This is a genomic window from Anaeromassilibacillus sp. An250, assembly GCF_002159845.1.
Taxonomy (GTDB): Bacteria; Bacillota; Clostridia; order Oscillospirales; family Acutalibacteraceae; genus Anaeromassilibacillus; species Anaeromassilibacillus stercoravium.
The window spans coordinates 60,889-73,538 of record NZ_NFJK01000007.1 but is presented as its reverse complement, the minus strand read 5'-3'; the positions used below and the strand labels follow the sequence as shown (position 1 = coordinate 73,538).

The window sequence follows — 12,650 nt, the reverse complement described above, 5'->3', positions numbered from 1 at the left end:
TCTCCTTTTATACTTCGTCTTTATTTTCCTCATCCGGGTTTTCCACGCGCTCATAACCGCAGTCCGGCGTAACGCAATAGTACTTGGGATGTTTCCCCTTCTTCTTTAAGAGGGTCTTCCCGCAGCGCGGGCATTTCTCCATGCTGGGCTCATCCCAGGAGATGAAGTCGCAGTTGGGATATTCCGCGCATCCATAGAAGATGCGCCCCTTCTTGGACTTCTTCACAATCACCTTGCCGCCGCATTTGGGGCACTCCGCCCCGGTCTCCTGCACCAGCTTTTTCACATTCTTGCACTCCGGGTATCCGGGGCAGGCAATGAATTTCCCGTAGCGGCCCATTTTGACGACCATCTTGCGGCCGCACTTTTCGCAGATGATGTCGGTCTCATCCTCTTTCAGTTGGATCTTGACCCCCTGCATCTCCTCCTTGGCCTTTTTCAAAGTCTTCTCGAAATCGCCATAGAAGTCGTGCAGCGTCTCCACCCAATCGACCTTCCCGCTCTGTACCTCGTCCAGCTCCTCTTCCACCTGTGCGGTGAATTTGACATTGACGATCTTCGGGAACCGCTCTTTCATCAGCTTGGTGATCACTTCCCCCAGCTCGGTCGGCTTGAGCGCCTTGCCATCGCGGACCACATATTCGCGCCCCGTGATGGTTGAAATCGTGGTGGCATAGGTGGACGGACGGCCGATGCCGTTTTCCTCCAACGCCTTGATGAGCGACGCCTCCGTATAGCGGGCGGGCGGCTGCGTGAAATGCTGGTTGCCTGCGATCTCCTTGCAGCGCAGCGGCATATCCTTCTCGAGGGGCGGCAGCGCCCCGCCGCTCTCGGAGTCTTCGTCCTTCTTCTCTTCGTAAAGCACGGTAAATCCGTCGAAGGTGACAGTATAGCCGGACGCCTTGAAGATATAATTCTTGGCCGAAATCTCCGCCTGCGTCGTGCTCTGGAGGCAGTTTGCCATCTGGCAGGCGATGAAACGCTCCCAGATCAGCTTATAGAGTTTATATTGGTCCGAACTCAGGCTGTCTTTCACCTGATCGGGCGAAAGGCTGGGCATCGTCGGCCGGATGGCCTCGTGCCCGTCCTGGGCGTTTTTCTTTGTCTTAAAGTGGCGGGGGGTATCCGGCAAATACTTCTTCCCCCAGCGCTCCAAAATGTAGTCGGCGGCGTCTTTGAGCGCATCCTCCGACAGGCGCAAGGAGTCCGTTCTCATGTAAGTAATGAGACCGACCGCGCCCATCCCCTCGATTTCAACGCCCTCGTACAGCTCCTGCGCAGCCTTCATCGTCCGGCGCGCCTGGAACCCCAGGCGGCGCGAGGCCTCCTGCTGCAGGGTGGAGGTGATAAACGGCGGCGCAGGGGATTTGCGGCGCGTGCCCTTTTTGAGCTTCGAGATCTTATATTCGGCGCCCTCCAGTTCCGCAAGGATTTGATCCGCCTGTTCCTTGTTCTCAATCTCGATTTTCCCATTCTCGTCGCCATAGAATGTTGCGGGGAACGCTTTGCGGGACCCCTTGGGGATCATCTTCGCATCGATCGTCCAATATTCTTTTGGGACAAACTTGCGGATCTCTTCCTCACGGTCCACCACCAGGCGGACCGCCACGGACTGCACGCGGCCGCCCGAAAGCCCACGGCGGATCTTCTGGGACAGGAACGGACTGAGCTTATAGCCCACCAGCCGGTCGAGAATCCGCCGCGCCTGCTGCGCATTGACCAAATCCATATCGATGCTGCGGGGATGCTCCATCCCGTTTGTCACGCCGGTTTTTGTAATCTCATTGAACGTCACCCGGTTGTCGTCCTCCGTATTGAGGTCCAGCAAATAGGCCAAATGCCAAGAGATGGCCTCCCCTTCGCGGTCCGGGTCCGTTGCCAGGAATACATAATCGCTCTTTTCTGCCTTTTCCTTCAGTTCCTCCACCAATTTTTCTTTGCCTTTGATGATCTCGTACTTCGGTTTAAAATCCTTCTTGATATCCACGCTCAACCGGTTTTCCGGCAAATCGCGCACATGCCCCATCGAGGCAATCACATCGTATCCAGGGCCCAAATATTTCTTAATGGTCTTCGCCTTTGCGGGCGACTCCACAATTACCAATTTCGACATCTATCTATCCACCTCTTTCATCTCGTACGGCACAGCCGCCGTACCGCTGCGGGAACTCCATCTTCCCGCACAACAACGTTCCTATATATCTATGTTTTACAAATCAATGTTGATCTCCAAAAATGGCAAAGTCCTTTAGACTTTGTGAAAACCTGTCCACAAGACATTTGGACGGGCTTTCATAAAGCCTAAGAATGTTTTAAGGCGTATCTTCTCCCCGAATACCCCTGGATGCAACCCATCAGCTCCAGTTCCGTAAGCGCTGGAAGGGCGCGTGCCGCCGGAACCCCTGCCTCCGAGCAAAGCTCAGCCAAGGCACGCGGCTCTCTGGAAAGCGCCTGGAACAGCGCAGAGGCGTCGTCTGAAAGGCCCTCCGGCACTTTTCGGCAGGCCGGTGTGGGTTTCTGCTCCTGCGGTGCGGCCTTTATCAGCATAACACTTTCCGCCGATTCCTCCAAGTGGATTTTTCCTGGAAAGCGGAAAAGATATTCCTCCAAAATGTCATTTGCACAGCTGACCGCCTTCATTCCCTCGCGCAAAAGGTTGTTGGGACCTTGGGACATACGGCTCCCGACCAAGCCGGGCACGGCAAAGACGTCGCGGTTTTGATGGATCGCATTGTTCGCGGTGAGCAAAGACCCGCTCTTTTCCGCAGCCTCCACCACCACCGTCCCGACGGACAGTCCGGAAATCAGCCGGTTGCGGATGGGGAAATGATTGCGAAGCGCCGGTGTCCCCGGCGGATACTCCGAAAGCAGGGCGCCGCTATGTGAAATCGCCTCCCGCAAAGAGGTATTCGCGGCTAAATACGGATAATCGATCCCGCAGCCGAGCACGCAGACCGTCTTTCCTCCCGCAAGCAGCGCGCCCTTGTGGGCAGCTGTGTCGATGCCCAGCGCACCGCCGCTGACGACCACGGCGCCGCCCTTGGCAAGCCCATACCCCAAGCTGTGTGCAACCCGCTTCCCCACCAGCGTCGCTTTCCGCGTCCCCACAATGGAGATGGCGGGGACTTCCGCAAAATCCGGAAGTTCTCCCTGTATATACAATACAGCCGGAGGGTTATGAATCTGCCGCAGAAGGAAGGGATATTCCCCGTCCTCCGGCGTGAGAACCGTCTGCCCCATCTGCGCACAATGGGCGAGTTGGGCCTGTGCCTCCTGTAGGGGATATTCCCGCATTGCGGAAAGCTCGCGCTGTGTGAAAATCCCCAGCAGGCCCCACTCCTGCGGGCCCGCACGGTAAAAATCCTCGATGCTGCCAAAGGATTCCAGGATGTGGCGCGGCTTGCTGCTGCCCGCTTGCAGGGCATGTTGCAGCCAGATCCAATAGGCACGCCGGTCCAACTCCATCCTGTTCTCCTCCTCTCAATCCCGCATCAGTTCCCACATCAGAATGGCTGCGGAGGCCGCCGCATTGAGCGACTCCGCGCGCCCCCGCATGGGGATCGTCACCGCTTGGCCGCACGCGGCCACTGTCTCCGCTTCCAACCCGTTCCCTTCGTTGCCCACCGCAATGATGGAAGGCTTTTCAAAGGAGAGCTCCGTAACCCGCTTTGCCGTCCGATCCGGCACAGCGGCATAGAGCGCAAAACCGATCTGCCGGAGCGTTGGCGCCGCATCCGCCAGGCGCTCCACCGAGCGGAACGGAAGGCGGAACACTGCCCCCATACTGGCGCGGAGCACCTTCGGACTATACACATCGCAGCAGTTTCCCGCCAGCAGCACGCCGGAAAGCCCCAATGCCTCCGCCGTGCGCAGGACCGCCCCCAAATTGCCGGGGTCCTGCAAATTCTCGACCGCCAAGAGGTGTCCTTGGGGCGAAAGCCCCTCCAGCCCCACCGTCCCAGGGCGCTTTTCACAGATACAGAAAACCCCCTGCGTCGTCTTGGTCTCCGCCAGCAATTCCGCCACATGCGGCGCCAGCAGATACGCACGCGCGGCCCGGGGGACCACCCGCTCCAAATACGAGGCATACCGCTGCGCTGCCTGTTCGGTATAGAACAGCGTCCGGACCGCGATGCCGCTGTCCGCAGCGTCCGCACACAAACGGGCCCCCTCGATTATAAAAAGGCCCTCGCTCCGCCGGAATTCCGCGGAGGAGGCGAGCTTTGCGGCATGGCGCACCCATTCATTTTTTCGGCTTGTAATCACTTCCGGCATCATTTTCACCCATAACGAAAAGTTGCGCCCGGCATCTCTTCCGGGCGCAATTCCAGCTTTTTTATCTTGCGGCTTTTGCCTTCTCAACCAGCGCCTTGAATGCAGCCTCATCGCTCACAGCGATCTCAGCGAGCATCTTGCGGTTGAGCGCGATATTTGCCTTCTTCAGCCCGTTCATGAACACCGAGTAGCTGATGTTGTTCATGCGGCAGGCGGCGGAAATCCGGGTGATCCACAGGCGGCGGAAATCTCTCTTTCTCTGCTTGCGGCCGATGTATGCATAGTTGCCGGATTTCATGACGGCCTGTTTCGCCATCTTAAAGTGCTTGCTCTTTGCACCAAAATAGCCCTTCGCCAGCTTCAAAGTCTTTTTTCTTCTCTTGCGTGTCATCAACGCGCCTTTTACACGTGCCATTTTATATACCTCCAGTAATGGTTATAGTTTTGATCGGAAACGAAACGCTGCCTCGATTATTTATAAGGCACCAGGCGCTTCACCTGGCGTACATTCGTCTTGTCCGCCACAGTGGTCTGACGCAGGCCTCTCTTGCGCTTGGTGGTCTTCTTGTTCAGGATATGGGATTTATTGGCGTGGGCGCGGATGACCTTTCCATTCTTAGAAAGCTTGAAGCGCTTTTTCGCGCCGCTGTGTGTTTTAATCTTGGGCATGATATGCTCCTCCTTAATAATGATTATTTAGCGGGTTTGGATGCAAGGAACATCAGCATGTTGCGTCCTTCCAGCTTCGCCGGTTTCTCCACATTGGCAAGCTCGCTGAGCGCCTCTGCAAAGCGCCGCATGATCTCGTGGCCCTGCTCAGGATGCCCCATCTCACGGCCGCGGAAGCGGATGGAAACCTTGACCTTATTGCCTTCCTTCAAGAATCGGGTGGCATGGCCAACCTTCGTCTCAAAGTCGTGGGTGTCGATATTGAGGGACAGGCGGATTTCCTTGATCTCGACGACACGCTGGTTCTTTCTTGCTTCCTTCTCGCGCTTCGTCTGTTCAAAACGGTACTTTCCGTAGTCGATAATTTTGCAAACCGGAGGCGTCGCCTGCGGCGCAATTTTTACAAGGTCCAAATTTTGTCCGAACGCCATCTCCAACGCCTTCGCGGTGGGCATAATCCCAAGCTGGTTGCCGTCCGAACCGATGACACGCACTTCTCTGTCACGAATTTCTTCGTTGATCTGTAGTTCCTTGTTGCTAATGGTTAAGCACCTCCAAATCACGTTATTTATGAATGCAACAAAAAGCGCGGGCAGAATCCTTCCGCTCGCGCATCAATACCTCATTTCACAGATTGCTCTGTGTACGTATTGACCCATGACGGACGGAACCACACAGGTGTGGGCAAAGCCCCGCTTTGTTTTACCTACTAACTTTACCATCTAGCCCAGCGTTTGTCAAGGACAATTTTTCAAAAGATGGACGCACATCAACCCATCCCTTCCCCACGGATTTCGCGGTTCAGATAAAACGAGTACAGCAGGCATTCCTTGACCGGCAGGCCGGTGCAGACCGCGAGCGCCCGGCGGTAAAGGGCCAACTGTGCCCGGTAGCGCTCCCACAGGGCGGCTTCGTCCTTAGTGTGGTCGGTTTTAAAATCCACGATAACCAGGCTACCGTCCTCCTCAAATGCACAGTCCACCGCGCCCTGCATCACCACCGGCTCCCCTGCGAGCGTTTCCGGCAGGCCGGGCTGCACTTCTCCGGAGGGAATCTCCACGGTAAAGCGGTACTCGCGGAGGACTTGCTTCGCATGCAGGATCCTTTGCGCCAGGGGTGAGGCAAAAAACGCCTGCACCCGGTTCATCTCCACCGCGTCGCCCTCCTCGCGGGAAAGGAACCCCTGCTTCACCAAGCGCTCACACTCGCGCTCTGGCTGCGTGCGCGCCGTCTCATAGTCGCAGAACTGCATGTACTGGTGCAGCGCTGTGCCGCGCTCTGCAGGAGTCAACCCCTGCTTGCTCAAAAAAGCGGGGCGCGCTGTGGCGGCATACTGGAAAGAAAACGGTTCCGCCGCCAGATCGCTGGCCGCCACCTTGGTCGGCACGCCGCGCAAACCGGCGTAGGGATATACAAAATCCAGTTCGCTTCTCAATTGACTTAGCAGCGCCTGGTCGGGCATTGCCGGGGCCTCCGCTTCTGGCTGCCCCTGCTCTTCCGCGGCGGGGGGAGAAACGATCCGAATCGCCCAGGGGGTATCGCAGGAAACGGTGACGCCCGGCAGCGCCGCCGCCATCTCGCGCAGCGTTCCTCCATCCGGATGGCGCATCGCACACAGGAGCAGCCAGTCGGAGATACAGGAAGCGCTCCGCACCACATAGGGCTGTAGGCGCGGCTCTTCGGTCAGACGGGAGGCCAGCTTTCCCAGCGTCTTCTCCGCATCTTTCACCGTGGTCACAAGCAGCAGCTTTTCTTTTGCGCGCGTCATCGCCACATACAGGACGCGCAATTCCTCGCTCATCTCCCCGCGGTCGATCTCCAATGCGGCGGCCTCCCTGGGCAAGGTTGTCACCCGCGCGCCGGTCTCCGGGTCGCGCAGTTTCACGCCGAATCCCAGTTCCGGATGCAGCAGAACGTCCCCGCGCTCCTTGTTAAACCGCCGGGAGCAGCCCGCCAGGATACAGACCGGGAATTCCAGCCCCTTGCTGCGATGGATGCTCATAATCTGCACCACTTCGGCCCCGCCCACTGTGGAGGCTGAGGCGAGGTCGGCATCCTGCTGTTCCAAGCGATCCAACATCCGCACAAAGCCGGACAGCCCGTTGAAGCCGGAACCCTCGTATTTCTTGGCATACTCCAACAGCAGGCGCAAATTTGCCAGCCGGAGTTCGCCGTTTTCCATCGCCTGCACCAGATCCGGATACCCGCTTTTTTCGTATACCAGATTGATCAGCCGGTCCGAGGGAAGGGTTGCGGCCAGAGCACGGTACTCCTCGATGTCCCGCAAAACCTGCGTTGCCCGCCCATCGCCCTCCTGCGCCGCCCGCACCAGGGCGATGTAGAGCGGCTCTTTGCGCTCCCGGATGCGGATGTCCGCCAGATCGTCCGGGGTAAACCCATAGATGGGGCTCATCAATACGGACAACAGCGGGATGTCCTGCATCGGGTTGTCGATCACCCGCAGCAACGACACCGCCACAGCCACCTCCGGCGCGGCAAAAAAGCCCCCGCCCGTATCCGCCCATGCGGGAACGCCAAGGCGCTGCAGCTCCTTGGCATACTCCTTTGCGTACCGGTTTGCACTGCGCAGCAAAATGCAGAAGTCGTGGTAACCGGCGGGGCGCTGCACCCCATCCTCCGTGACCAGCAGGCCCTCCGCCATCATGCGGTGGATGCGCTCCGCGATGTGGCGGCTCTCGACGCGGACCATCTCTTCCTCGTCCCCTTTGGAGAGGTCGATGATGTCGAGCTGGGTGTCGGGCTCCGCGCTGGGGGGATAGGACGCGCCCGGAATCAGCTCCTCCCCCTCCCCGTAATCGAGGTCGCCCGTCTGGACGCTCATCAACTGGCGAAAGACAAAGTTGACCGCCCCGGTGACCCCTGCGCGGCTCCGGAAGTTCCGGTCCAGCGCAATGCTGGCCGGGTACACATCCCGCGTGCGGTCGTAGGGCGGATAGGCCGCGCGGCGGCGCAGGAAAATCTGCGGCATGGCCTGCCGGAAGCTGTAGATGCTCTGCTTGACATCCCCCACAAAAAACAGGTTCGATTCCTCCCGCGACACCGCGCGGAAAATCATGTCCTGCGCCTCGTTGGTGTCCTGGTACTCGTCCACCATGATCTCATCAAACCGCGCGGCCAGCTCCTCCGCCTCCGGGGTGCGGACAGCCCCCTCCGGCGTGTCGCGGACAAGAAGCTTCAGCGCCCAGTGCTCCAAATCGCCAAAATCGGCGGCGCGGCGTTCCTGCTTCAAGCGGTCGAGCGTCTCGCCAAAGCGGACCGTCACCTCGAAGAGCTTGGCCACCAGCGGGGCCAGGCGCGCAATGTCCGCCGCACATTCCAGCTCGCTCTCCTGAAACAGGCCGGCCAACTTTTCCACCGTGGCCTTGACCTCTTTGCGGGAGGCCGTCAGCTTATTTTTCAAAGGGTCGTCCCCATAGCCGCGCAGGGGCTTCAGCTTCTCATAGGTAAAATCCCCGCACGCAAAGGCAAGCCCATTCCAATCCTTTTGTGCGATGCGCGCCTGCAAGTCCAGCAAACCGGCCAAGTCCGACGCATACGCATCGTGATAGGCCTTTTCGATCGCCTCATCCTGCCGCATCAGGGACAGTGCGTTCTGTGTCAGGGCGATAGCGTACGCCACCGCGTCCGCCGCATAGCGGAGCGCCGTCTCCCCCCAGATGGTCTGGGATGCGGGAATCTCCTCCCGATAGAGGGCGGCCTTTTCGCGCAGCCACCGCTCCGGGAACGGGTGGGAACGCACAAATTCATAGAGGGTCTCCACTGTTGAGACAATCCGCGCATCGTCGCGCCCAGCGGAAAAGGCGTCCACCAGCTCCAAAAACGACGGGTCTGAAAGAGCGTAATATTCATCCAGCACCTGCGCCATCGCATCGTTGCGAAGCAGCGTCATTTCCGCGTCGTCCAAGATGCGAAAATCCGGCGACACGCCGAGCTTATAAAAATTCTCCCGCACCAGTTCGCTGCAAAAGCTGTGGATGGTGCTGATCTGTGCCCGCGCCAACAGGATCTGCTGACGCTGCAAACGCACGTTATACGGGTCTTCTTCCAACAGCAGGGCGATCTGGGCGGCGATCCGGTCCCGCATTTCCGCAGCCGCGGCCTTCGTAAACGTGACCACCAAAAGGCGGTCCGCATCCGTCGGATGGCGCTCGTCGGTCAATCGCTCGATCACGCGCTGCACCAGGACCGCCGTCTTGCCCGAACCGGCAGCGGCGGAAACCAGCAGCGTCCCTCCGCGCGCTTCAATCGCGTCCCGTTGGCCTGGCGTCCAATTCCGTCCCATCTGTATGCTCCCCCTTCCTTGTCAATTCCGCTAGGGCCGCGTTGCGGTCCCATTTGCCCATCTGCCGCGCGGCGTCCTCCTGTTCCCTGCCGCAGACCGCAAAATACGGGCACCACTGGCAGGCGTCCGTATCGCCCTTGAGCGGGACCGCCGCCACGCGGCCCCGGTGCAGCTCTTCTGCCATGGATGCGGCCAAATCCTTCACCCGGCGCAAGATGGCGTCCATCTCCCCCGGCGACACCACGCTGTCGCGCCGGGCGGGAGCGCCGTTTTTGATGGTCACCGGGATGTATGTCCCCGCGCCGTCGGGTTCCATCGCGTGGAGAATGTCTGGGTCGTCGATCAATAGGCCGTTCATGCGCAGTTTTTTGGTTTCTTCCTGCCGCACCTTTTCCTTGGACGTGCCGCGCGCCACGGAGAGATTGGGCCTCGAGGCGGGCACATAAAGAATCCCCGCCGGCGCCAGATTGCCGCCATAGCGCGCTTCCGCGTTTTCGCTCAAGGTCGCCAAATAGATGAGCATTTGCATGTTGACGCCATAGATCACATCCGACAGCTTGAATTCCTTCTTGCCGGTCTTGTAATCCACCACGCGCAAATACTGGACCCCGTCCCGTTGGAGCAGGTCCACGCGGTCCACCTTCCCGTCGATGGACACCCGCCCGCCGTCCGGCAGAGGGATCGACAGAGCGGGCACCCCGTCCTCGCCGACGGGCAGTTCGAAGTCCACGGGCGCAAATTCGCTCTGGCAGAGTTCCTCCGCTATGTGCGCAATGATCACCAGCGCGGACTCGGACAGCCGTGCAAACAGATACGCAAAACGCGGCGACTTATTGCGCGATCCGCCGAGATGCGTCTCCATATATTGCTCCAACAGGCGGTCGATCTCCGCTTTGAGATCCTGTTGGCCCATGGCGTGCAATTCCTGCGCGCCCGTCTCGCGGAAGATGTGCTCCAAAAGGTAGTGCATCAGGCTCCCGTATTCCAATGCATCCATCTCCGCGGTGCGGCGCTCCTTGGCGCGCAGCCCATAACGGCAAAAGTATTGAAACCGGCAGAGGTAAAATGTCTCAATTTGCGTTGCGGATACATGCATATTTGCGCCAAAGAGCTTCCGCGCTTTCTCCTCGTCCTGGAAACCGGCAGCACCTTTCCGAGCCGCTCGGTCCACCGCAGCGGTGCGCGCCGCATAGCCGGGCCGCTCCGCAAAGAGCTGCTTCATCGTTGCGGAAAGCGGCGTATTCCGCTGCCATTGCTGTGCGGCCAGCGCAAAGGCGGGCTGCGCGGCGTTTGCCGTCCAGGTCTGTGGCAGGCTGTACGGGGTATAAACAGGCACTCCCTGCAAAATGGACAGTGTCTCCGTGACAATCGCAGAGGCGCGCTTTGGCTCGCCCTCCGGACCGGCCGCGGCAAAGCTGATGTACAATCGCTCCGAAGCGGCGCTCATTGCCGCATAGGCAAGGAAGCGTTCCTGCACGGCAACGCCCTCCAGCGTATCGTTCAGCGGCAGGCCGAGCGCGATCAACTCCCGGCGTTCCCCATCGCTGAACACACAATGGGAGCTCGGAGAGAGCGGGAAATCGCCCTGCGCCGCCCCAAGCAGGAAGACCACCTTCGGTTCCTCCGCGCGGATACGGTCCGCAGCGCCGACGGTCACTTCGTCCAGGCCCTCCGGAATGCTGGCAATGTCGTTCGCCAAGATCACCAGACGCAGGAGCTCTGCATACCGCGTGTGGCGCAGACGGCATCCCTTGAGCACCAGGGCGCTCTGGTCGAGGATCGCCATCAGCACATCCCACAGGCGCAGCTGCCGTTCCGCCAGCTCCGGCCTTCCGTCCGCCGCCAGCCGTGCCGCCAATTCTTTTAGATGTTCCGCCGCCTGGACGTCCTCCAACAGGCGGTACACCGCCAACGCCATCTCTTCGCCGTCGGCCTCCGCCACCCGCTGGGCAAACCGGGATAAAGGCTCTACCACCGCACTGCGGCTCTCATTCAGCGCTTCCAGCTGCTCGCGGTCCCGCTCCGTCCATTCCTCCACAAATCCACGTGGATGGTCCGCCCATGCTTCTTTCCACTTCCGGCCGGACAGATTCCATAAGTAGGTATAATTTTCCAACGCGGAAATCTGTTCCGTGGAAAAGCCGGCCAAACCCGTCTTCAAGTAGGCAAACACATCGCCAGAGGCAAACCCGGAGCGCACCACCTGAAATGCAGAAAGCACCAACCGCATCAGGGGCTCCGCATCCACCGCCTGGGGCTTATCCATAAAGTAGGGGATGTCCCGATGCTCCAAAGCCACATCCAATATCCCCCGGTATTGGTCCGGCGTGCGGGCGATCACGGCAAAATCCCGGTAGCGGTAGCCATTTTCCATCACCAGATGCCGGATCGCAGCCGCAGCGGTCTCTGCCTCGTCGTATAGGTCTTTCGCTTCATAGAGGGTCACCCCCTGCGCAGGCTGCGGGGCGCCGTGGGCCGTCCGAAAAGAGCCCGCCTCCAAAGCAGAAAGGCCCTTGGCGTGAAACCGTTTCCCCGGCTCCAACACCTCCGGCGCAGCAACACGCACCCCGCGCTCCTTGGCCATCCGGATGAGGGTGTTCCCCGTATGGCGCACCAGGGAAAACAACCCCATGCCGCGCTCGGGGTCGTCCAGCTGGTCCGTGCAGAGGGACACATACACCTCGTCCGCCTGTTCCAGCATGGCGGCGATGATCTGGTATTCCTGCACCGTAAAGCTTTGGAAGGAGTCGAGCGCTACCACGCAGCCTTTAAAAAGGGTATGTTGCTCCAAAAGCGCTTTCAGCCGCGTCAGGTCGTCCAGCGGGTCCACGTAGCTCTGCGCTACCAGCGCATCGTAAGCCTCCAAAATCAAGGAAAGCTCCCGGGCCTTCTGCTGCAAAGTGCTGGACAACGGCTGGTCCGACGGCGTTTCCACCGCCTCCAAAAGATCGGACGGCCGGATGCCACACATCTTGAGTTCCGCCTCCTGTGCCAACAGCAGCCGGACCAGCTCCGCATCCTCCGCGCTCTTGTGGTAGAAGTCCAACTGGTCCTTCACCTGCTCGAGTGCCAGACTCATAAAAATGCTGCGGCCGCCGTCGTCCAAGCGCCGGCCGGCCGACCCTCCAAACCGGTGGAAAGCAAAATCCGCGAGGCGCGAAAAGCTAAAGACCCAAACCCGCTGGGCTTCCTTTGGCCCCAATAGGCGCAGCATCGCGCGTTCATTTTGGAAGGACCCCTGCTCTGGGACCAGCAAAACCGGCTGCTGTTCCACCGGCGTTTCCTTGAGCAGATTGCGCAGGCGTACCGTTTTTCCGCTTCCCGCACGGCCAAGAAGTAAATGTAGCAAAATGAACCCCTCCGATCGTTCGTTCCTCCCCATTATACGGTGTTCCCGGCTACA

At 59.5% G+C, this 12,650-nt stretch carries 8 protein-coding genes; all 8 read right to left on the bottom strand.

The window, feature by feature from the left end; translation table 11 throughout:
* Window positions 1–7: 7 nt before the first annotated feature.
* Window positions 8–2,113, bottom strand: a complete 2,106-nt coding sequence (topA, locus tag B5F54_RS07935) for a type I DNA topoisomerase (RefSeq protein ID WP_087232834.1) — start codon at window positions 2,111–2,113, stop codon at window positions 8–10.
* A 188-nt stretch (window positions 2,114–2,301) separates the two neighbouring features.
* Window positions 2,302–3,465 (bottom strand): DNA-processing protein DprA, encoded by a 1,164-nt coding sequence (dprA, locus tag B5F54_RS07930; protein WP_087232832.1) that lies wholly within the window; start codon window positions 3,463–3,465, stop codon window positions 2,302–2,304.
* 15 nt (window positions 3,466–3,480) lie between these two features.
* On the bottom strand, window positions 3,481–4,275 hold the full coding sequence (locus B5F54_RS07925) for a TrmH family RNA methyltransferase (RefSeq protein WP_237966602.1): 795 nt from the start codon (window positions 4,273–4,275) through the stop codon (window positions 3,481–3,483).
* 61 nt (window positions 4,276–4,336) lie between these two features.
* On the bottom strand, window positions 4,337–4,690 hold the full coding sequence (gene rplT, locus B5F54_RS07920) for a 50S ribosomal protein L20 (RefSeq protein WP_087232827.1): 354 nt from the start codon (window positions 4,688–4,690) through the stop codon (window positions 4,337–4,339).
* A 56-nt stretch (window positions 4,691–4,746) separates the two neighbouring features.
* Window positions 4,747–4,944: a 50S ribosomal protein L35 gene (gene rpmI, locus B5F54_RS07915; RefSeq protein ID WP_085531901.1), complete on the bottom strand. Its 198-nt coding sequence runs from the start codon at window positions 4,942–4,944 to the stop codon at window positions 4,747–4,749.
* A 23-nt stretch (window positions 4,945–4,967) separates the two neighbouring features.
* On the bottom strand, window positions 4,968–5,507 hold the full coding sequence (infC, locus tag B5F54_RS07910; RefSeq protein WP_191362230.1) for a translation initiation factor IF-3: 540 nt from the start codon (window positions 5,505–5,507) through the stop codon (window positions 4,968–4,970).
* Window positions 5,508–5,713: 206 nt separating this feature from the next.
* Window positions 5,714–9,247, bottom strand: coding sequence for a helicase-exonuclease AddAB subunit AddA (addA, locus tag B5F54_RS07905; protein ID WP_087232824.1), 3,534 nt, complete (start codon window positions 9,245–9,247; stop codon window positions 5,714–5,716).
* Entirely contained in the window at window positions 9,207–12,596 is a 3,390-nt protein-coding gene (locus tag B5F54_RS07900) for a PD-(D/E)XK nuclease family protein (protein ID WP_087232821.1), read from the bottom strand. Before B5F54_RS07900 ends, addA begins: the two co-directional genes overlap by 41 nt.
* Between the last annotated feature and the right edge of the window lie 54 nt (window positions 12,597–12,650).

Excerpts from the sequence above, each read along its gene's own strand:
- rplT (WP_087232827.1), bottom strand. The coding sequence starts at position 4,690 with ATGGCACGTGTAAAAGGCGCGTTGATGACACGCAAGAGAAGAAAAAAG.
- topA (WP_087232834.1), bottom strand. The coding sequence starts at position 2,113 with ATGTCGAAATTGGTAATTGTGGAGTCGCCCGCAAAGGCGAAGACCATT.
- rpmI (WP_085531901.1), bottom strand. The coding sequence starts at position 4,944 with ATGCCCAAGATTAAAACACACAGCGGCGCGAAAAAGCGCTTCAAGCTT.
- addA (WP_087232824.1), bottom strand. The coding sequence starts at position 9,247 with ATGGGACGGAATTGGACGCCAGGCCAACGGGACGCGATTGAAGCGCGC.
- dprA (WP_087232832.1), bottom strand. The coding sequence starts at position 3,465 with ATGGAGTTGGACCGGCGTGCCTATTGGATCTGGCTGCAACATGCCCTG.
- B5F54_RS07925 (WP_237966602.1), bottom strand. The coding sequence starts at position 4,275 with ATGCCGGAAGTGATTACAAGCCGAAAAAATGAATGGGTGCGCCATGCC.